Origin of the sequence: Paenibacillus sp. WLX1005, assembly GCF_046603685.1 — a bacterium.
GTDB lineage: Bacteria > Bacillota > Bacilli > Paenibacillales > Paenibacillaceae > Saccharibacillus.
Map to the genome: position 1 here is coordinate 4,296,943 of NZ_CP176756.1, position 22,766 is coordinate 4,319,708.

The window sequence follows — 22,766 nt, forward strand, 5'->3', positions numbered from 1 at the left end:
TTATCAATCGCGATTCAGAATCCATTCATGATCCGGGTCATTATAGAACTTCCAGATACGCTTTGGACCAGCCATAACATTTAAATAGTAGGAAGTGTAGCCGTCCGGCACACCGACTGGGTGATATCCTGCTGGAACGATCACTACATCGCGGTTCTCTACCGCCATCGTCTCGTCCAGACTACGGTCATCTGTGTACACACGCTGGAACAGAAATCCTTGCGGTGGGTCCAGCTCATGATAATACGTTTCTTCCAAAAACGACTCATCCGGTAGCTGGTCACGGTCATGCTTGTGCGGCGGATAGCTAGAGAAGTTACCGCCTTCGGTATATACTTCCACAACGAGCAGACTGCTGGCGGATGGATCATTGTCCGGCAAAATGTCATGCACGGTGCGCTGGTTGTTGTATTTGCCACGTTGGACGATACCGACATCCGATGCGGGCAGCAGCTTCGTGGGCAGAGCTTCCAGCGACGGCGAGTAGCACAGAGCTACCGTCGCACCGGACACGGCTTCCACTGCAAATGTTTTGCAACCGGCGATAAAGACACTATCTGTCGGTTTGCGTTCAAATACGCTGTCACGCGTACCAATCTCGGCAAAACGATTGTCGCCTTCCGTCACGGTAATCTTGCCGGTTACGGCGACGATGCAGCATTCTTCCTTATCTAACGTTTCTTCATACACCGCTCCATCGCTCAGATCCAGCAACTTGAAGCCTACATAGGCAAGCGGTGAATTCGACGTAAGTACTTCCTGTACAACGGTAACGCCTGTTTGCGGCGATGATGATTGCGGTTTGCGTAACAGATGACTGGTCACTTGGAACCCTCCTGTTGGCTTGAAACTGGTTTATATTTCAGTACTTCCGTATGTCAGGTCGCTGCAAGAAGCGTCATGCGTGAGATGTACGACGCTTCCGCGTGGCGACGATGTGTCGATCTGGTATGAGGACTATTGCATTCGTTTTATCATATTACGTCTGGCATGCCGAGCAGCAGCAACGAGCGATGATGTCATGCAATCATTCGAAATCTGGCTGCGGATACCGAGCGGTTACGACCTTTTTACGAGTGTAAAAGTCTACGCTGTCTTTGCCGTTGGCATGCAGTGTACCGTAGAATGATGATTTCCAGCCTGAGAATGGGAAGAATGCCATCGGTGCAGGCACGCCCAGATTGATGCCCAGCATACCGGCGTCGATATTTTCACGGAAATAACGAATCGCGTTGGCATTGGAGCTGAACAGACACGCGCCGTTTGCAAATTCGGAACGGTTGGCGATGTCGATTGCTTCTTTCAAGTTTTTGACGCGGATAACGGACAACACTGGTGCGAAGATCTCGTCTTTCCAGATCGTCATATCTGGTGTTACATTTTCAAAAATCGTCGGACCGATAAAGTAACCATCGTCGGACATACGCTCACGACCATCGGTGAGCAAGGTTGCGCCTTCCTCAATGCCTTTTTCGATATATTGAATGGTGCGCGTTTTGTTCTCTTCACGGATAACGGGACCGAGGAACACGCCGTCATCCAGACCGTTACCGATCTGTACGTTGATCGCACGCTCTTTGAGTTGCGCGATAAACTCGTCAGCGATGCCATCTTCTACAGTGACTACCGCACACGCCATGCAGCGTTCGCCTGCGGAACCAAAAGCGGCGGAGATGACGTTGGTCAGCGTATCATCCAGATTCGCATCGTTCAGAACGATGGTATGGTTTTTGGCACCTGTCAGCGCTTGTACGCGTTTCAGGTTTTCGCTGCCTTTTTTGTATACATATTCGCCGACTGGTTTGGAGCCGACAAAGGAGATCGCTTTGATCTCTGGATGCTCCAGCACGCCGTTTACGACATCATGCGCTCCATATACGATGTTGAATACGCCATCCGGCAAGCCTGCTTCGGTAAACAGCTCTGCCAGCTTCTCCGTCAGCAGCGGTGTACGCTCAGACGGCTTCAGGATGAATGTATTGCCAAGTGCAATCGCCATCGGGAACATCCAGCATGGCACCATCATCGGGAAGTTGAACGGTGCAATTCCGCCTACAACGCCGATCGGATAACGATAGTTGGCTGCTTCTACATCCGTAGCAATCGATGCAAGCGAATCGCCCATCATTAGCGTTGGTGCACCGGCAGCGAATTCTACGTTCTCGATCCCGCGTCCAACTTCACCCAATGCTTCGCTCAGGTTTTTACCGTTCTCCAATGTAATAAGACGTGCCAGCTCTTCTTTGTTCTGGCTGAGCAATTGTTGGAAGTTGAACAGAATACGTGCGCGTCTTGGTACAGCGACCTGTTTCCACTTTTCAAATGCTTTGCTAGCAACCTGTACGGCGTGCTCCACATCTTCTTTGGTCGAGATAGGAACCTGACAAATCAGTTCTTTGGTCGCCGGATTGTAAACGTCTTCATATACGGTCGTATTGCTCTCCACCCATTTGCCACCAACGTAGTTTTTCAACTTGCGGGCTGTGCCTGTCAATGTAGTCATCATGGAACTCCTCTCAACATTACGGAATGTAAATGAATAGGTACGGATTTCGCATTTGGTTATATCTTGGTTATATTTGTATGATATACAACAAACAAATCATCGTCAACCCTATTCCGTCACCAAACTTGATCATTTTGTTGAAACATTTCCGTTATTCTATTAAAAAACCTTATATATCAAGACTTTACGATCTCTTTTAGCGACAAAAAATATATAAAATCTGTATTTCATCATCCTATCCATTGGTATATGATAATAAATTAATAATCATATATTGATTATATTTTGGTTATATTTTATATTAGTATCATCAAAGTTTATAGGAGAATGTCTATGAAAGCGAGACGTCTACAGGATATCGAGGAATATATCCGCACACAGAAGAGCGTCACACTAGATGAACTGTGCGTACGCTTTGATGTATCCAAAAACACCATTCGCCGTGATATTAACCAAATTGTACAAAAAGGCTCTATCGAAAAAGTATACGGTGGCGTCACTTCCGCCAGCGAACTCGTTCCATTCGAGAATCGCAATATTCGCAACCAATCCAAAAAGAATGAAATCGGACGGTTGGCGGCTGCCTGTATTGAAGCTCATGATCTGATCTATATCGATTCCGGCACGACCACCCGCAACATTATCGATCATCTTGATCCCGCCCTACCGTTGACGATTCTGACCAACAGCTTGGACGTGATCAACGGTGTAGCCGATATGCAGCATGTAACTTTGCTCGTCATTGGCAATACGTACAAGCCCAAGACGCGCTCGTTTGTCGGGATGGACAATCCGCTATCGCTGCAAAAGTACAATGTGAACAAAGCCTTTATGGCAGCAACTGGTGTCAGTATGACACACGGTCTGACCAATTCCGATCTGCTGGAATACGAGATCAAAAAGGTCATTGCCGAGAAAGCGCAAAAGCTGATTCTGCTGGCGGACAATAGCAAATTTGGCAAATCCACATTGCTCACTTATGCCCCGCTAAAAGATGTGGACATCTTGATCTCATCCGAACCGCTGGATGACGATTATCGCAGCTTTTGCGAACAGCATCATATTCAACTGCAATCCCCATCATAAGAACCAAGTGATCATTTCTATATCCCAATTACTTAGGAGGAACAAAGTATGCCATTACTACGTTTTGATGTGATTGAAGGACGCACTGCCGAGCAATTACAATCGTTATTAGACACTGCGCATGATGCTATGGTGGAAGCGTTTACCGTTCCAGCTTCCGACCGTTACCAGATCGTCAGTCAACACCCGGCGCATGAATTGGTAATTGAAGATACAGGACTCGGTTTCCCGCGTACCAAGGATGTGGTCATCTTGACGATCACTAGCAAACAGCGTACATCAGAGCAAAAGCAAAAACTGTACGCCCTGCTCGCAGAACGTCTGGAACAACATTGCGGCATCGCCCCTACCGATCTGATGGTATCGATTGTCGAAAATGGTGACGCTGATTGGAGCTTTGGACAAGGACGTGCTCAATTTTTGACTGGCGAGCTTTAGACTGTTTATCCGCGCTACTGATGATCTGCTTTACGCATACCAATTGAATCGTACGATAAAACGCTTGATCCATTGCCGCATGCTGGCGATGTATCAGGCGTTTTCTGTTGATATGCGGGAATGATGATCATCATGTCATAGATGTCTCGTGTATACAGCATGTGCAGTTATATGCCAGATGTGAAATATCAATTACCTATACAATGCCAATAACCCAGATGCAGGTACACATCTGGGCAATGGCTCCGTCAACAGCTGGCGGAATATCCTATTCATAATATGGAAGTTGATGATGGATACAGCAGACTTAGCCGACAGGCTGACTGCTATTGTAATGACGGGAAATGACCGACAGTGTCGTTTCCTTCGCAGTACGGATATTGTCCTCTGCACTGAGCTTGTAGTATTCCGGGCGGAACAGTTCAACCGATACGGCGCCGTCATAGCCTTTTCTTTTCAGGGTAGACAGAATAAAGTCCAGATCAATCACTCCCTGTCCCGGCCATACGCGATCTTCATCTGTGAGGAAGCCAATCGGATAATCTTCGGTATCGTCGATATGCAAAATAAAGATTTTCGACGCATCCGCCTGCTCCAGATCTTCGCGCTTGGAACCCATCGCATGAAAATGGAAGCAATCCAGCACCAGACCGACATTATCGCGGTCGACCGCTTGAATAATGTCATATGCCTGACCGAATGTATTCACGGTACATTGCGGATGTCCTACATATTCGAGCGCAATGCCGATGCCGTAAGGCTTCGCCAGATCAGATAACTCACGCAGCACCTGTACACTACTTTCGTGGATATCTTTTTTGAGAAACTTCTGCTCAGTCACCAGTGGTACGGCAACGATATATTGCACGCCTAGCTTGCTGCCTTTTTCCAGCATATCGATAAACTCGTTGCGAATCTCATCATATTCCGCTTCCGAACGGTTGTTGAAGAACACCAACGCATTGAATGCAAGTGGCTTAATATGATGGGTATCAAAATAGTGGATCAGATCGTCGAGCGAATGATCCTGTAAGTATTCCGGCAGTTTGTCCATCGTGCGAATCTCGATATAGTCATATCCATGCTGTTCACAAAGTTCCAGATCAGTGACCAGATTGGAGTTCTCCAGTGTCGTTGCCTGATTAAAGCAAAGTTTCATGATTACGCTCCTCCCGCTATCTCTCCTATTGGTATACGATCGTGCTTGCATCATATCGTAAAAGAATGCAAGGCGACACGGCACATCCGACGATCTACCGTGTCCCTACAGTGATCTGAATCGAAATCAAACGCTATACAATGGAGCGGCACCACCATAAAACTCTGGAGTCGGTCCCAAATCAATCGTTTCTTCCTGTCCGGATTCTTGCGCGCGTACACAAGCATCTGCTGTTACGGAAGCAATGTAACCATCCCACGAAGTGGGACCTTGCGGCTCGCCGCCTTTGCTCACATGATCGATAAAGTCTTGCAATTCACGATCATATGCATCGATAAAGCGATCTTTCCAATCGGTCAGCAAGTCTACGCCCAATTGTGCATTTTTGCGATATGTGATACCAGCCACTTCCGGCAAGCGCACGATGCCTTCTTCGCCGATAATCTCGCATTGAATATCGTAGCCGTATTTGCAATTGACAAAGACTTCGGTCGTAATCAAAATGCCACCTTTGGTTTCCAGTGTAATCACTTGTGGATCACGCAGATGACTGGAGGCGTGACGTGTTTTTTTCGGGAACGATACACGCACGGAAGTATAATCATCGTTGACCAGCCAATGCAATACATCAATCTCGTGTACCAATGTATCGGTTACTGCCATATCGGTTGTATAGGCTTCGTTCACTTCCGGGTTGCGGTGCGCACAGCGAATCATCAGCGGCTCGCCGATAAAGCGTTCGTCGACTGCGCGTTTCAATTGTTGGTAACCGCTATCATAACGGCGCATAAAGCCGACTTGTACTAGGCGTTTGCCATGCGCGATCTCAGCATCCACAATTTGACGGCAACCTTCCGCAGTCGTAGCTAATGGTTTCTCGCAAAATACATATTTGCCTGCGGCGATGCCTGCTAGTACACTCTGTTGATGCGCAGGTCCCCAGCTTGTTACGAGAATTGCATCTACATCGTCCGCTGCAATCAGAGAGACGTCGTCTGGATAGACTTTCGCGTTTAGATTGTAATTTTCCACAGCTGCTTTGGCTGCATCTGCATTCACGTCCGTTACGGCGACGATCTCGCCACCGCTCAAATTGTTCGTAATCCGGCGAATATGCTCACGTCCGATTGCTCCTGTACCGATAACTCCAATGCGTAATGTCATATCAATGGCCTCCTGAATGTGGGTTAATTTGAAATGATGTTACTCCGATTGCTGTTGGACTTACTGTTTGGTGGTCACAGGCTTCACTACATATGCCTGCTCTTCGGATGTTTCTTTGTCATAATGGTTGCGGAAGCTTTGTTCCAGTTGTTCCAGCGACAGATCTTTCGTTTCGGGAAGGAATACTTTGACAAATGTGATCGCCAGCAGTCCAAGCCCTGCGAAAATGTAGAACGTTGCCGACAGTCCAATGCCGCTGAGCAGAACTGGGAACAACAGCCCAATCGTAAAGTTAACGAGCCACAATACCAATACCGTAAAGCCCATACCAAGTCCACGCAAACGTTGCGGGAAAATCTCCGACAACATCAGCCATGTTACCGGTGAAATGGCTCCTTGCTGGAATGCAAGGAACAGAACGGTTAATGTCAGAACCGCATAGGGCAATGCAGGACTTCCTGCCAATAAAGCGGATACAATGGCAATGAGAAGTAAAGAAGTCGTCGTGCCGATCAAGCCTGTAATCAGCATCGGTCGACGACCAACACGACCGAGCAACCAGATACCAACAATCGTCGCAATAACGGAAATCGCACCATTGGCGATATTTCCGATCAGCGCTGCTTTGGTCTCAAAACCGGCATCTTTTAGAATCTCCGTACCGTAGTACATGATGGAGTTGACACCGGTAATTTGCTGAACAATCGCAATCCCGATACCAATCCAGACGATCCGGCGAATCCATGGTGTTGCCAGGTCTTTGAAACTGGCTTTATCCATATGAGCTTCCTTCTGTACATTTTCCTGAATTTCCTGCAATTCCTTATGCGCATCTTCTTGGCTACGAATCTTTTGCAACACCTTCAGCGCTTCATCATTACGGTTGCGACTAATGAGCCAGCGCGGACTTTCCGGTTGACGCAGCATGCCGAAGAACAGCAGCAATGCAGGCAGAGCAGCGATAATCAGCATATATCTCCATACATGTGCAATTTCGCCTAACATCGTACCTAGAATGGCATTGATAACAAATGCAGCCAATTGACCGCTAACGATCATCAACTCATTCTGGGTAACGATCCGCCCCCGCCGATCTGCTGGTGCCATTTCTGCCAGAAACGAAGGTACCGTTACCGAAGCACCACCGACTGCAATCCCAAGCAGGAAGCGAGCAGCTACCATGATTGTGACATTCGGTGCCAGTGTACAACCGACAGTAGCAAAGAAAAACAAAATCGACAAGTACAAAATATTTTGACGACGTCCGGCATAATCGGATAATCTACCGCCAAACACAGCACCCAGCGCTGCGCCTAACAGCAGTGAGCTTGCCACGACCCCTTCTGTAAACGGTGTCAAATTCAGCTGATCAGCAGCCGACATATACGGCAATGCGCCGTTGATTACGCCGGTATCATAACCGAATAACAAACCGCCCAGCGTCGAGATAATGATGATTTTGCCAAGAGCCGCTTTATGTGCTGTTTCACTTTGCATAGGATTCATCTCCTTTTGGCTGCTGCTGCCTTGCGAGCAATGCTTCATCAATATACTTGCGCGCAATCAGTGCATATTCCAACGGATGTGCCACATCCGGGTCCTGCTCCGCCTCTACGACAATCCAGCCGCTGTAATGATGCTGAATTAGAAAATCATACACCTCGCGGAAATCGATACAGCCATCTCCCGGTACGGTGAACATGCCTCCAAGGAAGCAATCGCGGAACGATTTCCCTTGATCCCGGCAATTGGTTAAAACGTCAATCCGAGCATCCTTGAAATGGACATGCCGGATACGATCCATATGCTTGCGCAGCACATTCATATACTCCCCGTCCGATACATAGATATGACCGGTATCATATAGCAAATGTACATATGCTGGATCTGTATCGTTCATCAGGCGATCAATCTCGTCTGCTGTCTGAACACCAGTGCCCAGATGATGATGGAATACTAGCAGTAATCCATACTCCTCAGCCACTTTCCCAAGATGATTCAATCCGTTACTTAGAATCTGCCATTCTGGATCATTGAAGTATGGCTTGTCTGCAAATACGTTGCGATCCAATCCTTGCACACTATACGTCTGCTCCGATACGACAATGACATTTGCCTGCACCTGCTGCAAATAGCTGCATTGAAGACGGAAGGCTTGCTCCACCTGCTCCAAACCGTCGCGAATCAAGAAGCTGCTAAACCATTGTCCAGCAATGCGCAACTTGCGCAATTTCAGTTCCCGATTCAAAATATCTGGCTCCGGGAAAAATCCCCCTACCTCTGTACCTTGAAAACCCGCGACAACAATGTCGCTTAACAGATGTTGCAATGTGTTGCCTGCACCGATTTCCGGCATATCATCGTTACGCCAACCGATAGGTGCAATCCCCCAATGGATAATCTTCGCTGTCATACATGTCCTCCTCATCTATACCGATGGTGAAATAATGATCAACTTTTGATTACTATATGATTAGATATTATTATTAAAAGCGCTTTCAGTCAATCTTATTTTAAAAAATTTGTTCTATATTCAATAAAACACTCATTTAGAACTATTTTTTCAACCACCAGCAGGTTGATCATGACTATACGCTTATTATTTTGAGTATGTTTTGATTAACTTATCATTTTAAGATGCAACAACAGATACAAATATAGCATGAAATAATAAAAAACCGTTTTGCATGATAGTATGCAAAACGGTAGATTGAAATAGATGGCGTACGATGATGCAATACGCGGCAATGTTTGGTTGTTAGTGATGCGATACGACTGCCGCCGAAGCTTCAGACGTACCGACGTTCTTTTCTTTTACATACAACACATACAGTACTAGACTACATAGCGCGATGCTCACCATTAGCCATTGCACGTATGCCGGTGCAAAGGTATCCAGCATATGACCGGCTGTAACCGAGAATAATCCGCCACCGACAGCCGAACCCGCCATCAGAATGCTCGTATTGCGCGCGATGTTGCGCGGCATAAGCTTTTTGGCATATACCAGTGTCACGACGAACAATCCAGACAGTGTCAGACCGAGCAGTACAATCAATACATACGATAGCGTAACACTGCGATTCACAGCAAACAATGCCAATAATACGATCATTCCTGTCCAATGGATAAACAGATATTTGCGGTAACCGAGCTTCTCTGCTTCATATCCAGCAAACATACGCCCAATCACCATCGCCGCCCAGAAGACGGTTACGCTGAATGGTGCAGTGCTATCATCCGCCAATCCGTTCACCAGCATTAAGGAAGGCAAATAATGCACTAGACCAATATCGGTGGAGCCGTACAAGAAAAATAATAGAACAAAAGCTGGCAGCAACAGACTGCCGCGTATCATCAGACGTCCGCGTGATGTAAGCGGCTGATTCGTCGCCGCTGCTGCAACCGCCGCACTGAGTGGGCCTGAAGAAGCGGCACCCATCGTCACCCCAGCTGATACATGTTGTTTGTGGGCGGGTAGAAATAACGGCTCTACTTCGTGGAACTTCATCACTCGCAGGAAGATCGACAACAGGATCGCATAAACTGCAATCCCGAATAAGGCGTAATTCCACATGCCCGATGTGATCAGAATCCCAATCGCCAGCGGCAATAGCAGACTGCCGATTCCGAAGGCAATTTCCAGACGACTCATAGCAATCGCGGCATTCGATCGTAAGCCTTCTAGAATAACTGCACCAATGACTGTATCAATAATACCGCCGAGGAATCCAACCAGACCAATCGCTAACAGCAGGATCGGCCAAGCAGGCAGAAATGCAACAATCGTGTAACAGATCGCAATTCCCCATGCGCCAATATGCAGCATCGTCTTTTTGGAGATTTGGTTGGATAACCATGGTTGAATCAGCATCCCGCCAATGGATGCGCCAAATTCTACAAAAATGAGCGTTCCCGCGTCTGTATACGCTTTGCCATACATGGGCAATAGCACCGTCAAAATCGATGCGACCGTTACTTTGACAAAACCCATCATGAGATAAAATAAACTGCCCATTAATACAAGCCTTTTCAACACGCTCACTTCCCTTCTATATGCAAGAGCATCTTAGATGTATATTGTATTCTTCCCCTAATTCTCAGCTCATCGAAACGATTATACTGGTTTTTTACTGAAAATAAAGAGTTTTTTCAATAATTTTTATATTTTCATTTTCTTATGCTTTTGGAACGTAGAATCGTATCGTTCAATGCTTGTAACAACGGCATTTGTTTTCAATCATGAAAAGCAAGACGTATCAGAAAACAAAGCAGACTATCCAGCGATAGAGCGTATCGCGGATAGCCTGCGGATCAGATCATTTCAGATACAATCATCAACTTAGATTAGCCGAGTTGTTGCCCGGTCAGGAACAGATAACCAATCAAGAACAGATTCAGCGCGACGATAATGCCAGTCGCAATCCAAGCAATGAGTTTCGTCGTCGACGAGTTGGCAAAGCTGCCCATTTTGTGCTTATCACTAGTAAACAGTACCAGTGGAATAATCGCAAATGGCAGCTGCAAACTGAGCACTACTTGACTCCACAACAGCAGATCGCCCGTACCGCGCGAACCATACAACCACGTAACGATAAAGGCAGGCACTACCGCCAGCAAGCGCGTAATGATCCGGCGTAACACTGGCGAGATACGCAGACGCACAAAGCCTTCCATCACGATCTGCCCAGCCAATGTACCCGTAATGGTCGAGTTCTGACCAGAAGCAAGCAATGCGACTGCGAACAGCGTACTTGCAATACCGACACCAACGGTCGGACTGAGTAGCTCATATGCCGCTTCGATCTCAGTTACCTGCAAGCCGTTCCCATGAAACGCTGCCGCACCGAGAATCAGAATCGCTGAGTTGATCAAAAAGGCAACCGTCAGCGACATAACCGAATCCAGACGGGCAAATTTCACCGCTTCCCGTTTCCCTTCCTGATCGCGCTTATATTGACGCGATTGGATAATAGAGGAATGCAGATACAGATTATGCGGCATAACGGTTGCGCCGAGAATACCCAGCGCGACGAATAACATTTGCGAATTGGTCACCACTTCCAGCTTCGGCACATAACCGCCGAACAAGGCAGCTACATCTGGATGAGCGGCAATCATTTCAAAACCAAATATGACAAAGATCGTCGCCATCAGTACGATGACGATAGACTCGATAATACGAAATCCTTTTTTCTGTAATAACAACAGCAGCAATACGTCAAAGGTAGTGATCAGAATGCCCCATAGCAGCGGAATACCGAACAACAGATTCAGCGCAATTGCTGAACCGATAACTTCCGCTAGATCGGTAGCGATAATCGCCAGCTCGGTTAATATCCAGAGCACGACAGCTGTCTTCTTGCCAGTAGCGTCACGGGTTGCCTGCGCCAGATCCTTGCCGGTAACGATGCCCAGCTTGGCAGCGAGACTTTGCAGCAGCATGGCGACCAGACTTGATATGAGCACGACCGATAGCAGCGTATAACCGAATCGCGAACCACCCGCAATCGAAGTTGCCCAGTTGCCCGGATCGACGTAACCGACTGCAACCAACGCACCTGGTCCCGCAAACGCAAAAAATTTACGCCAGAATCCCGCATTATGCGGGATTTTCACCGTATTGTTGACTTCTTCGAGGCTGATCGACGACGTGCTACGCAGCCAGCCATTCTTTTTCACCCCGGATGAAGGTTCCAGTTCCACTTCAGTATCCATCTACTCTCCCTCTTTTCTCTATGTCTCTCTTTAGGACAATCGTAATATGATGATCTTGCTATGATTGTGATGTGAATCTATACGTATGTTCATGGATGAACATACTATGGATCAAAATAGACATACCGTTTGCTTCTGACCATATTTTGCATCAGGGAAACTTATTTGTCAACGGGTAATTTTTATGGCTATTGGCAATTTAAAGACAGGTACAAGGTGAAGGAATATGCACTCTCTATCTCATTTAACCGATTATGACAGCATGTATAGATAAGAATGGAAATAATTATGTAGCAGCTGGAAAGCAGTTGGTACAGGTCGTATGTTTGCATGGCTGCTATCCTCTTTGTGCATGAAGGAATCACGCTATGCAAAAGCGCTCCAAACCGCGTGCTGCCATAGATGAGCAGCCTGCTGTTTGGAGCGCTTGTTTTGCTATTATTTTCTGCATAGTAGACGTGATATAAATGATGGTGCATACAAATGGATTGCCGATACTACGCATGTTCTCAAAGCATCACTCTTCGTTAGTGATCATATCATCCTAACGCCTTTGCCACGGTATAATCCTCTACTGGAATATCTGGCTCAGCGTCCATTACGAGCTGAGAGAGCAAATATCCGACATACGGTCCCATCGTCAAGCCAGATGCACCAAGACCATTAGCAGCGAACAATCCTTGCCAGCCCGGAACTCTGCCGAATACCGGTAAAAAGTCAGCGGTAAACGGGCGGAAGCCCACGCGCATTTCGACAAAGGTACTGTCCACCAGCTTCGGTGCCAGCTCCAGCCCTTTGTTCAACACTTCCTGCATGCCACCCGGCGTCACGCGTGTATCGTAGCCCTGCACATCATTCTCATGCGTTGCCCCGATCACGATGCGCTGCTGTTCAAAAGCAAGCAAATACTGATCATTCGGCGGAATGACAACCGGCCAACTGCCAGTATCGTCATCCCCCGAATCATCCACATGCATAATCTGCGCCTTCTGGTAGTGCATATGAAATGTGATTCCGCAATTAGCGAACAGCTGCGACGCCCATGCTCCTGCACAGACGACTACCTCGTCTGCCGAATAGGTCTGACCGTTCGCCTCTACACCGGTTACGACATGCTCGCCATACACCAATTCCGCATCCCCATGTATCACTTGCGCACCATTGTTCTGCGCCGCACGCAGCAGTGCATCCCGTAGCAAACGACCGTCGATACGCGCCGCGCCGCTCACATGTACCGCTTCATATCCGTGATCCAGCAGTGGAAATTGCTGCCGTACCTCTTCTTCATTTAGCAGCGTAATCTCGCCGATCTCCGGCGCATCATCCAGACGCTTCTGTGCACGCTTCTGCATGGCAAGGATTTTGTCATGATCACGATGCAAACTGAGTGCACCGACACGAGCATATCCCGTCTGATGCTCTCCATGTTGTGCCAGTTCAGCAATCAGCGTGGGATAAAATCGTGCGCCGCCACTTGCCAGTCGATACCATGACTGATTGCGTCGCTGCGATAACCACGGGCAAATGATTCCGGCTGCTGCATCCGTTGCCTGCCCAATATCTTGCCGATCAATTAACGTTACATGGGCATTGCTTTTGCTTAATTGATACGCCGTCGACGCGCCAAGAATACCGCCGCCGACCACAATAATCGTTTTCGTCATCTTTGATTCCTCTCTGTCTTGCCTGTTACTCAGGAAATGTCCCGTACCCGAAGCTTCAGATCGCGATCTTCTTTCCATTATACACAAACATAACCCTGCACATGGACACACCAAAGACAAATGCATGCGCTACACTGTTGCTTATGAAGAGGGGAACCATACTGAATATAAAGAGGGATAAGCATGAATGTAAAAACTAAATATACCAAACTGAATATGAGCCACGTACCGATGATTTTGCAGATGATCTTGAATGTGTGTCTGGTCGGCATAGCAGCTGTACTGAGCGCGCTATTGATCTACGAAACGTGGACGATCTTTTCCTTGTTCTTTTTGAATACGGATAGTGATGTTAGTTATTATCAGTTTACAGACGAGCTGCTGGTGTTCTTTTTGTACTTTGAGTTTCTCGCGCTGATCATTAAGTACTTTGAGGCGCATTTTCATTTTCCACTGCGGTACTTTATTTATATCGGAATTACCGCCATTATTCGTCTGATCATTGTCGATCATGACGATGCGATGCACACGTTCTGGTGGTCGCTAGCGATTATTGCGCTGACTGGTGCACTGTTTCTGTCCAATGCAAGAAAGTCCCACGGCGATCACTGATCACTGGGGACTTTTGGCTGTATGGATCATTGTATGTGGCTAGGCGAATCATGATTGCGTGCAAGCTCTGCTACCTTGTCTACTTGCCGTCGATCACACCATTGCGCAGATGTTCTAACAGCAATTGTCCGTTGTGATCCAGAATGGAGCAACCCACCGTATCACCGTCGCGCAGCACGACCGCACCTGGCGTACCGGTCATAATCACATCTCCCGGCAATAACGTCATCACCTGTGATAAAAACGATACGATATACCACGGTTGAAATTTCATATGATCCGTCTTATTTTCATGCACCAGCTCACCATTATGATGCGTCTGCACCGTCAACGACAGAACATCCTCCACCTCATCCGGTGTGATCAATTGCGAACCAAATCCAAAAAACGTATCAAAACTCTTGGCACGCGCCAGAAAACGTGGATGGCGGGCATGGATATCGGCTGCGGTCACATCAATCGCGGTACAGAAGCCAGCAACATAATGAGGCGCTTCCTCTTCCGTTACATGACGACAGACTTTGCCGATAATAAGCGCCAATTCCGCCTCCGCAGTCACCTTCTCCGATTGCGAGGGCAGTTCGATCTCATTCTCCGGTCCAATAATCGTCGTATCTGGCTTCATAAAGCTAACCGGCTCCTCATCTAGATCACCTTGCTTCAGCTCCGCAATATCCTGCACGTAATTCATCCCGATGCCCCAGATTTTGCGTGGATGGCGATACAGTGGTGCATGTACAACTTCGTCACTGGCTAAAGCAGGGAGCTGCGCGAGACGCTGTCGCTGTTCGTCATTGGTGAGCAGTTGTGTCAGCTGCTCCCATTGCCCACTAGTGATCAGTTCAAACATTTCTGTTTCCCACTGCTGATCCCATGCCTTGTTTACATCTTCTAGCAATATGTACTTCTCTTCATGAACCCACGCCGCCTGTTCCTTCCCATTCACCTGAATCGTTGCCAGTTTCATATTCCGTCCTCCTGTTGCTGTATACATGAATAAATTGTTCTCATTATAGTACAGTCATGTTGGACAAATATAGAGACAATCTCGATTCCATCTATACGGCATGATGGTGGGGGACTTTTTCGTGCACGATAACAGTCTACAAAAAGCAACTACATTTGCTAATTCACAGTACAATTTGATTATCATGTGTATAGAATGCAGCTATTCATTTTTTTTGCCAAATAACCGTATTAATATATAGTCTCCTAATTATTTATAAAAGAGACATACTATATACATACGGAGGATCGTTTAATGAAAAAAGTAATGATTGGTATGATGACAGCCTCGATTTTAATTAGTGGAAGCTCTATTGCAGCAGCAAGTTCTACGGATTTGTATAAACTAAGTGAAGCCACCTATCCGGTAGTAGTAAATAGCAAAGAGTATGTTGATCCTTCTCGTCCTATTTTAAGTTATAAAGGAAGCACCTATATTCCTTTGGCACGTATTGCAGATTTAACTGGTGTAACTTATAAATGGAATGGATCATTAAAGCAACTTGAAATCACCAGTTCACCAACTACTGCTTTGCTAGATCAAAACTATTCCTATGCAGCACCTCACCTCGGTGCAATGAGTTTTTACACCGAAACGCAACCGATTCCTCCTTCCTCACCTCCTACAACATATAATAATTGGGTATCACTGGAAGCAGCTAAACAAAATGCACTAGAATCCGTTGTAGATTCTATAGAAAATCCGGACTATTACAAACTTACCAAGGTTAGCTATCCTGTTTTGGTGAATGGCACAGCATACAGCGATATCAAGTCTCCTATTCTCAGTTATGATGGAAGTACTTATATTCCTCTTGCCAAAATTGGTGAGTTGACTGGTGTAAATTACAAATGGAATAGTTCTTCCAAACAAGTTGAAATTACTACTAAATAGAATAGCACCTTGCTCGTAGACTTTTTCTGATATCTTGCCAAAAAAGTGACTTACCCTAATTATGGATAAGTCACTTTTTTGTATTCGTGTTTTCGTCCAGTGGTTAAAAGTAGTACAATGGAATCCATAACGTTCAAAACGATTGTTATCGTATTTGTATGGATCATTATGGATATGATCATTTGAGGAGGAAGTACAACATGACCAATTATGCTACATATTTTCAGGAAAACCGCGAGCAGCATTTGGCGGAGCTGAAGGAATGGTTGTCCATTCCGAGTATCTCTGCGCTGTCCGAACACAAACCGGACATGCAGCAGGCAGCACAATGGCTGGCGGATAAATTGACCGCTGCCGGTCTGGAAAACGTCAAAATCAATACCACTGCCGGACACCCGATCGTGACGGCGGATCATCTGCATGCTCCGGGCAAACCAACGATTCTCGTCTACGGTCATTACGACGTGCAACCGGTCGATCCGCTGAATCTGTGGGAGACGCCTCCATTCGAGCCAACGATTCGCGGCGAGAAGCTGTTCGCTCGCGGTGCAACGGATGACAAAGGTCAAGTCTTCCTGCATGTCAAAGCAGTAGAAGCGATCTTGAAGCAAGACGGTCAGCTGCCCGTTAACATCAAATTCTGCATTGAGGGCGAAGAGGAAATTTCTAGCGCTCATCTGCCCGCATTCTTGGAAGAAAACCGCGAATACTTGGCAGCAGATGCTGTTCTCGTATCCGATACATCGCTGCTGGAACCGGGCAAACCGGCGATCAGCACTGGTCTGCGCGGTCTGTGCAGTCTGGAAGTATCGATCCAAACCGCGAACACCGATCTGCACTCCGGTTCATTTGGCGGCGGCGTTCCGAATGCACTGCACGCGATGGTCGAACTGCTGGCAACCCTGCATGACCGTGATGGCAAAGTACTGGTGGAAGGCTTCTACGACGACGTTATTCCATTGTCTGACGAGATGCACGCCGAATTTGAGAAACAAGGCTTTAACGAGCAAAAACTGCAAACCGATCTCGAACTGACAGCACTGCACGGTGAGGAAGGCTATTCCTTTGTTGAGCGTATCGGTGCACGTCCAACGCTGGAACTGAACGGCGTATACGGCGGCTTCCAAGGCGAAGGCAGCAAGACGGTAATTCCCAAAGAAGCCCATGCCAAAATCACCTGCCGCCTTGTAGCTGACCAGAATCCGCAGGATGTACTGGATAAAATCATCACCCATCTGGAAGCAGTGAAGCCAAACGGTGCCAAGCTGATCATCCATCCGGGTGAAAAAGCACGCGCCTTCAACATCGATCCATCTGGCGAATTGCTGCAAAAAGCAGCCGATGCGTATGCGACCGTGTACGGTACACGCGCCCTGTTTACCAAAGACGGCGGTTCGATTCCTATCGTGGAAGAGTTCTCGCGCGTGATCGCTCCTACCGTCGTTCTGATGGGCTTCGGTCTGCCGGACGAAAACCTGCACGCGCCGAACGAGCACTTCAATCTGGAAAACTTCGACAAAGGTCTACTGACCATCGTAGAATTCCTGAACCGCGTGTAAATAAGATCTGCACCAACGAATATAGCAAACAAAACTGCCCTCATCTATCCGGCAAATAACGGATGAATGAGGGCAGTTTGTATATACTGACTTTTTTAGATGAGATGCGCATCTTCCAAAATCTCACTCAGATACGTATGCTGTGTTTTGGAAATGAAATGCTGCAATATTTTCCGTTCGATAAAGGGTAATTCCATCTCGGATAGCTCTTTCTGATCTGATAAATAGTAGATCGCTTTTGCTAATACTCGCAGATCGTAGGCAGAAGCGAATACCTCTGGCACACCGCGCTCTACCCCGAGCAGCCGATATACCGCCTCCATCGCTGTACGTACCGAGTATTCCGTCGTAAATACCGTATCCCGCTCCGTCTCCGCAAAATTACCGATAAACGCCAAATTACGTGAACCTTGCGGCATAACCAGCGGGCGATCTCCCGCCTGACGCAGCATGAAATACGACGTAATAAACGGCATATACACAGGTACAACTTGGCAAGACTGCCCGGCAATCGCAGCAATACGATCGTCCGGCACACCAAGATGATATAGCAGCTCCTGCGCAATCTCTTCGCCGGTACATTGCTCAATCGGCTTCTGTACATAGTTACCCGGTGTGTTGGACAATAGACCATACACCCAAGTAATCACCTGATGATCCTGCTGCTCCTTGAAATGAGGCTGACGATGCGTCGCAAAGCTCAATAGCCAATTGGAATCCTTGACAGTCACGATACCACCGCTGACAATATTGCCGGTATGCAGCTTGCGCCCAGTGATCGTTTCCAAATAGGGATCAATCTCATCGTTCTCCCATGTGATTGTTGCCGACACATACCAACTCTCGTCCGGCAAATTGGCACAGAAGGCGTCTGGATTACCAAATTCCGCTGATTGCTTGGCAAGGTTTTTCCATAGATTCCAGCTGCCGCCAAGATCGTGCGTAATCGGTGCTGGTGTATGATGATTGCCTTCGGTTGTACTCTCTGTAATAGAACCGTTCGTGACGAATACCAGATCGTCGGCGCGAAGTTCCCATTCTTCCGCCTGTCCATCGCGGGTAAGCAGTAGCTTGCGAGCGGTTTTGACATCTTCTTCAATTTCAACGAGCACATTGCTCACCTGAATGCCGTATTGCACATCCACATGATGCTGTTCCAGATACGCCAGCATCGGCTTCACTAGCGATTCATACTGGTTGTAGCGAGTGAATTTTAACGATGTAAAATCCGGTAACCCTTCAATATGATGAATAAAGCGCAGGACATACCGCCGCATCTCAATCGCCGAATGCCATGTCTCAAACGCAAACATCGAACACCAATACAACCAGAAATTCGAAGCAAAAAACTCCTCGCCAAACACATCCTCAATTCGCTTACCTTCCAGCTGATCCTCAGACATCATAAACAGCGAGATCAGTTCCTTTTGCGCCGCTGGAGACAATGTGAATTGTCCATCATCATCGGTACGTTCGCCACGATTATGAATCAGCCGACAGTTCGAGGAGTTCGGATCATCATGATTCAGCCAGTAAAATTCATCCAGCACCGAAGCGCCTTCCACTTCCAGCGATGGAATCGAACGGAACAGATCCCACAAACATTCAAAATGCGATTCCATCTCCCGCCCACCACGCGTTACAAAGCCATTATGCGGTAGCAGCGTACCATCCAACGAACCACCGGAAACATGACGTTCTTCCAAAATATGAATCTGGTCACCATTCATATGACCATCCCGAATCAAAAAGACCGCTGCTGCTAAACCTGCAAGTCCGCCGCCGATAATATAAGCGGATTTGTTCTCTACACCCTCTGGTTTTCTGCTACGTACAAAAGCTTCATAATTACCATTTGTATAGCGCATCCTATTTCACTTCTTTCTATATGAATGAACTTGCATCCAACACTAGCTACATATAACTACCCTGCGTGAACTTCGGCTGACCCAGATCAACGCATGAACGAATATGACGATTATTCCACATGTATGAACTATCAGTTCAGTATGCACGATAAGCTGAATACACCCGCGGTATATCAACACTTTGGCAAGGGTATACAACAAAAATGCCGCATGATACCTATCGCATCATGCGGCATTTCAAGTACATTATCGTATTTCCAATTCCACTTTGGTTCCATTGTTGCCTTCACGAACAGCATGTAAATCAACCATTGCACGATGCAACCGCTCCATCGCTTCCTGTAACAAACTGCGCGAACATGCCAGATTCATCCGCATGAACCCTTCCCCATTTACCCCGAACGCACGACCGTCATTCAAAGCGATACGAGCGTCATGCAATAGGAAAGAAACGAGATCCTTTTGCTCCATCTGTAACTCGCGAAAATCTACCCATAGCAGATATGTCGCTTCTGGCAGATTCACGGATAGCTCTGGCAAATGCTCGGCAAGGTACTGCTGCACATATTGCATATTGCACCGAATGTACGCCATACATTGCTCCAACCACTCTTGTCCGCCGCGATATGCCGCTTCCGTCGCGACCGCGCCAAACTGGCTGATGCTGCCAACACCGAAATTGTTTATTTTCAGCGCAAATGCATCACGCAATTCCTTGTTCGGAATGATGATGTTGGACGTATTCAGTCCGGCAATGTTAAATGTTTTGCTTGGCGCCGTGCATACAATGCTACGATTGCGCGCCGATTCGGACAGCATCGCATAGGGAATATGACAATTCGGCTCATGCACGAGATCGCCGTGAATCTCGTCGGATACGACGATAATACCGTACTTACTACACAGTGCATCCAGACGCTCCAGCTCATCCCGCGTCCATACTCTGCCGACCGGATTATGCGGACTACACAGGATAAACAGCTTCACACTCTCGTCCAACGTACGCTCCAAATGGTCAAAATCCATCTCGTACTGCCCATTGTCCAATCGTGTAAGTGGACTTTCTACCAATTGTCGCCCATGACCTTTGACAACATTGTAAAAAGGCGGATAGACCGGCGTTTGAATGACGACTTTGTCTCCACGTTCGGTAAACGTCTGCACAGCAAAGTTCAATGCGGCGACGACGCCAGGTGTGAACACAACCCAGTCGTCTTCGATCTGCCAGCCGTGCTTGTGCTGCATCCAGTTTTTCAGCGCTTCATGATAGCCTGCGGATTTGAACGAATAGCCGACAACAGCGTGTTCGGCACTTTTTTGCAATGCGTTTTGTACAGGTTGCGCAATGGCATAATCCATGTCCGCGACCCACAATGGCAATACATCTTCCGTTCCAAATATATTCTGTAACAAGTCCCATTTCTCCGAATTTGTGCCTTGTCGTTGCGGCGGGTGGTCAAAATGCGAGGTGTAATCCATACGTGTAGCCTCCACTTCGGCGGCAGCGCTATCTGTATGTATGCGCTGGTACGCCCTGTATTTGGTGTGACTCATTTTGGGAGTGGGTGCCGGGTGATTGGTGTGTGAATCGTGAGGAAAATCCGGGTCTTTATGCCAAAATGAAATCAAGATTATGTTTATCATAACATGTTTGGTGGGGAGGGCAAGCCTGATTAAACCGACTGATTTACTTGTTGTCTTTTAGCAGAAGGGCTGGGATTGCTTCATTCACTCCGGGAAGGAATAAGGGAACGTCCTCAAGTGGAGCCGCGGGAATCTTCGGATTAAGGAGAGAATGAAGATTCCCGCCCCTCCAAAATAGTAAGATATTTTGCTTCGCAAAAATCACTTTCTATTGAACCCCGTGTTTGAAAATCACAAACACTGTAAGTCGTCCTTATCCCTTATTTCCTTCCCTTCGTTCCGTGCAACTCGCATACTTACTGGAAAAGACATTGGATGGTGCGGCAGATTGAAGCGTGCTTGAGTAGATTTGGGAGTGGTTGCTCAAAAGGCTCTTTTCATGTAGTAATCTATACGTTCTATTTGATGTAGTTTGATATAGATATGTAGATAGTTGTAAGAGTTGAAAGATAGGAAGATTTCTGAATGGATGCAACATAGATAAAATAAGGTGAGGCGAATACAAACGAAAAGACAGCCATTTCACACAATAAGGGCATTGTGGAAAGTGGGCTGTCTTTTGTTGAAACGTATTTGTTATTACATCAGATCAGGTCGAGAATTTCGTCGACGCGTTCTAGGCGGTAGTCGGCGTCTTGGGAGTGGAGTCCGGCGTCGCCTACGGCGGCTACGTTCATGCCTCCGGCGATGGCAGCTTGGACGCCCGCTTCAGCATCTTCGACGACAAGACATTCTTCCGGTGCGATGTCCAGACGTTCGGCTGCCAGAAGGAACACCTCGGGATCGGGCTTGCTGCGCGTGATGTCATTGCCGTCGGCAACAGCGTCAAAGGCTTTAGACAGACCGATTTGTTCCAGAATGGTCGGCGTATTTTTGCTGGATGAGCCGATGGCAATTTTGACTTTGCGCTTTTTCAGCTCGTCGATCGTCTCGCGGGCACCCGGCAGCAGGTCGTTTGGACTCAGTTCGTGCAGTGACTCGCGGTATGATTCGTTTTTGCGTTCCGCCAGCTTCTGCTTTTCTTCTGGTGTATAGGTACGTGTTGCCTGTTCGAGAATGATATCCAGACTTTCCATACGGCTGACGCCGCGCAGACGGTTGTTGATCGTCTCGTTAAATGGAATGCCTTCTTCGTCGCTAATCTTTTTCCAAGCTTTGTAGTGGAACTGGTCGGTGGATACGATAACTCCATCCAAGTCAAAAATAACGGCTTTGATCGTCATGATTGTTTCCTCCTCTATGGCTGGCAAGTATGCGTCTTCTCTACATTCATGGTGCCCAAATCGGCAACGAAGCGGGCAACCGTCCATGCCGCGCAGTCCATGATGTTCTCAGCTATTTATAAACACAAACGGCTTGCCTGTATCTAATTAGCCGAAAAAACTTTGACGATTCCCACCATATGGATTTGTTATTCCACGAGTTATCGCACCCTTTTTCTACTGATA

At 47.3% G+C, this 22,766-nt stretch carries 18 protein-coding genes; 5 read left to right on the forward strand and 13 right to left on the reverse strand.

The annotated features are described in order from the left end of the window. Window positions 1-3: 3 nt before the first annotated feature. Together iolB and iolA are read right to left on the reverse strand one after the other, a co-directional pair. Window positions 4-825 (reverse strand): 5-deoxy-glucuronate isomerase, encoded by an 822-nt coding sequence (iolB, locus tag ACE3MZ_RS18375; RefSeq protein WP_411343558.1) that lies wholly within the window; start codon window positions 823-825, stop codon window positions 4-6. Window positions 826-1,027: 202 nt separating this feature from the next. Beyond that, window positions 1,028-2,503: a methylmalonate-semialdehyde dehydrogenase gene (gene iolA / locus ACE3MZ_RS18380; protein WP_411346846.1), complete on the reverse strand. Its 1,476-nt coding sequence runs from the start codon at window positions 2,501-2,503 to the stop codon at window positions 1,028-1,030. A gap of 336 nt (window positions 2,504-2,839) precedes the next feature. Here iolA and ACE3MZ_RS18385 point away from each other — a divergent pair, with 336 nt between their 5' ends. Then, window positions 2,840-3,592 (forward strand): DeoR/GlpR family DNA-binding transcription regulator, encoded by a 753-nt coding sequence (locus ACE3MZ_RS18385; RefSeq protein WP_411343559.1) that lies wholly within the window; start codon window positions 2,840-2,842, stop codon window positions 3,590-3,592. Between the two features lie 48 nt (window positions 3,593-3,640). After that, a complete protein-coding gene (locus tag ACE3MZ_RS18390) occupies window positions 3,641-4,030 on the forward strand; it encodes a tautomerase family protein (RefSeq protein ID WP_411343560.1) in 390 nt (129 codons plus the stop codon). Window positions 4,031-4,337: 307 nt separating this feature from the next. Here the strand turns inward: ACE3MZ_RS18390 and iolI are convergent, their stop codons facing one another. The 7 genes from iolI to ACE3MZ_RS18425 all read right to left on the reverse strand — a co-directional run bounded on the left by iolI (window position 4,338) and on the right by ACE3MZ_RS18425 (window position 13,735). Next, entirely contained in the window at window positions 4,338-5,189 is an 852-nt protein-coding gene (gene iolI, locus ACE3MZ_RS18395; protein ID WP_411343561.1) for a 2-keto-myo-inositol isomerase, read from the reverse strand. A gap of 126 nt (window positions 5,190-5,315) precedes the next feature. Further along, window positions 5,316-6,353: a Gfo/Idh/MocA family protein gene (locus tag ACE3MZ_RS18400; RefSeq protein WP_411343562.1), complete on the reverse strand. Its 1,038-nt coding sequence runs from the start codon at window positions 6,351-6,353 to the stop codon at window positions 5,316-5,318. Between the two features lie 60 nt (window positions 6,354-6,413). Then, window positions 6,414-7,850, reverse strand: a complete 1,437-nt coding sequence (locus tag ACE3MZ_RS18405; RefSeq protein WP_411343563.1) for a sugar porter family MFS transporter — start codon at window positions 7,848-7,850, stop codon at window positions 6,414-6,416. Next, window positions 7,840-8,766, reverse strand: coding sequence for a myo-inosose-2 dehydratase (iolE, locus tag ACE3MZ_RS18410; RefSeq protein ID WP_411343564.1), 927 nt, complete (start codon window positions 8,764-8,766; stop codon window positions 7,840-7,842). The genes ACE3MZ_RS18405 and iolE overlap by 11 nt, the downstream gene beginning before the upstream one ends. A 345-nt stretch (window positions 8,767-9,111) precedes the next feature. Continuing rightward, window positions 9,112-10,389, reverse strand: a complete 1,278-nt coding sequence (locus ACE3MZ_RS18415) for an MFS transporter (RefSeq protein WP_411343565.1) — start codon at window positions 10,387-10,389, stop codon at window positions 9,112-9,114. Between the two features lie 311 nt (window positions 10,390-10,700). Next, window positions 10,701-12,071, reverse strand: a complete 1,371-nt coding sequence (locus ACE3MZ_RS18420) for an Nramp family divalent metal transporter (protein ID WP_411343566.1) — start codon at window positions 12,069-12,071, stop codon at window positions 10,701-10,703. A 539-nt stretch (window positions 12,072-12,610) separates the two neighbouring features. Then, window positions 12,611-13,735, reverse strand: coding sequence for an NAD(P)/FAD-dependent oxidoreductase (locus ACE3MZ_RS18425; RefSeq protein ID WP_411343567.1), 1,125 nt, complete (start codon window positions 13,733-13,735; stop codon window positions 12,611-12,613). Between the two features lie 183 nt (window positions 13,736-13,918). On the opposite strand from ACE3MZ_RS18425, the gene psiE reads away from it, so the two are divergent. Next, window positions 13,919-14,347, forward strand: coding sequence for a phosphate-starvation-inducible protein PsiE (gene psiE / locus ACE3MZ_RS18430; protein ID WP_411343568.1), 429 nt, complete (start codon window positions 13,919-13,921; stop codon window positions 14,345-14,347). A gap of 79 nt (window positions 14,348-14,426) precedes the next feature. Here psiE and ACE3MZ_RS18435 read toward each other — a convergent pair whose 3' ends face one another. Further along, on the reverse strand, window positions 14,427-15,314 hold the full coding sequence (locus ACE3MZ_RS18435; RefSeq protein WP_411343569.1) for a fumarylacetoacetate hydrolase family protein: 888 nt from the start codon (window positions 15,312-15,314) through the stop codon (window positions 14,427-14,429). A 294-nt stretch (window positions 15,315-15,608) separates the two neighbouring features. On the opposite strand from ACE3MZ_RS18435, the gene ACE3MZ_RS18440 reads away from it, so the two are divergent. Beyond that, a complete protein-coding gene (locus ACE3MZ_RS18440) occupies window positions 15,609-16,247 on the forward strand; it encodes a stalk domain-containing protein (protein WP_411343570.1) in 639 nt (212 codons plus the stop codon). A gap of 200 nt (window positions 16,248-16,447) precedes the next feature. Continuing rightward, the gene (locus tag ACE3MZ_RS18445; RefSeq protein WP_411343571.1) at window positions 16,448-17,806 is read left to right on the forward strand and encodes a dipeptidase; all 1,359 of its coding nucleotides are present in this window, start codon (window positions 16,448-16,450) and stop codon (window positions 17,804-17,806) included. Window positions 17,807-17,901: 95 nt separating this feature from the next. Here ACE3MZ_RS18445 and ACE3MZ_RS18450 read toward each other — a convergent pair whose 3' ends face one another. The 3 genes from ACE3MZ_RS18450 to pgmB all read right to left on the reverse strand — a co-directional run bounded on the left by ACE3MZ_RS18450 (window position 17,902) and on the right by pgmB (window position 22,541). Further along, on the reverse strand, window positions 17,902-19,674 hold the full coding sequence (locus ACE3MZ_RS18450) for an oleate hydratase (RefSeq protein WP_411343572.1): 1,773 nt from the start codon (window positions 19,672-19,674) through the stop codon (window positions 17,902-17,904). 246 nt (window positions 19,675-19,920) lie between these two features. After that, window positions 19,921-21,153, reverse strand: a complete 1,233-nt coding sequence (locus tag ACE3MZ_RS18455; RefSeq protein ID WP_411343573.1) for a MalY/PatB family protein — start codon at window positions 21,151-21,153, stop codon at window positions 19,921-19,923. Between the two features lie 749 nt (window positions 21,154-21,902). Continuing rightward, window positions 21,903-22,541 (reverse strand): beta-phosphoglucomutase, encoded by a 639-nt coding sequence (gene pgmB, locus ACE3MZ_RS18460; protein WP_411343574.1) that lies wholly within the window; start codon window positions 22,539-22,541, stop codon window positions 21,903-21,905. Between the last annotated feature and the right edge of the window lie 225 nt (window positions 22,542-22,766).

What these genes read in the sequence shown, in the direction of transcription:
- iolE (WP_411343564.1), bottom strand. Translation starts at nt 8,766, where the DNA reads ATGACAGCGAAGATTATCCATTGGGGGATTGCACCTATCGGTTGGCGT.
- ACE3MZ_RS18385 (WP_411343559.1), top strand. Translation starts at nt 2,840, where the DNA reads ATGAAAGCGAGACGTCTACAGGATATCGAGGAATATATCCGCACACAG.
- ACE3MZ_RS18435 (WP_411343569.1), bottom strand. Translation starts at nt 15,314, where the DNA reads ATGAAACTGGCAACGATTCAGGTGAATGGGAAGGAACAGGCGGCGTGG.
- ACE3MZ_RS18455 (WP_411343573.1), bottom strand. Translation starts at nt 21,153, where the DNA reads ATGGATTACACCTCGCATTTTGACCACCCGCCGCAACGACAAGGCACA.
- iolI (WP_411343561.1), bottom strand. Translation starts at nt 5,189, where the DNA reads ATGAAACTTTGCTTTAATCAGGCAACGACACTGGAGAACTCCAATCTG.
- ACE3MZ_RS18440 (WP_411343570.1), top strand. Translation starts at nt 15,609, where the DNA reads ATGAAAAAAGTAATGATTGGTATGATGACAGCCTCGATTTTAATTAGT.
- pgmB (WP_411343574.1), bottom strand. Translation starts at nt 22,541, where the DNA reads ATGACGATCAAAGCCGTTATTTTTGACTTGGATGGAGTTATCGTATCC.
- iolA (WP_411346846.1), bottom strand. Translation starts at nt 2,503, where the DNA reads ATGACTACATTGACAGGCACAGCCCGCAAGTTGAAAAACTACGTTGGT.
- ACE3MZ_RS18420 (WP_411343566.1), bottom strand. Translation starts at nt 12,071, where the DNA reads ATGGATACTGAAGTGGAACTGGAACCTTCATCCGGGGTGAAAAAGAAT.
- ACE3MZ_RS18425 (WP_411343567.1), bottom strand. Translation starts at nt 13,735, where the DNA reads ATGACGAAAACGATTATTGTGGTCGGCGGCGGTATTCTTGGCGCGTCG.
- ACE3MZ_RS18405 (WP_411343563.1), bottom strand. Translation starts at nt 7,850, where the DNA reads ATGCAAAGTGAAACAGCACATAAAGCGGCTCTTGGCAAAATCATCATT.
- ACE3MZ_RS18450 (WP_411343572.1), bottom strand. Translation starts at nt 19,674, where the DNA reads ATGCGCTATACAAATGGTAATTATGAAGCTTTTGTACGTAGCAGAAAA.
- ACE3MZ_RS18400 (WP_411343562.1), bottom strand. Translation starts at nt 6,353, where the DNA reads ATGACATTACGCATTGGAGTTATCGGTACAGGAGCAATCGGACGTGAG.
- ACE3MZ_RS18445 (WP_411343571.1), top strand. Translation starts at nt 16,448, where the DNA reads ATGACCAATTATGCTACATATTTTCAGGAAAACCGCGAGCAGCATTTG.
- psiE (WP_411343568.1), top strand. Translation starts at nt 13,919, where the DNA reads ATGAATGTAAAAACTAAATATACCAAACTGAATATGAGCCACGTACCG.
- ACE3MZ_RS18390 (WP_411343560.1), top strand. Translation starts at nt 3,641, where the DNA reads ATGCCATTACTACGTTTTGATGTGATTGAAGGACGCACTGCCGAGCAA.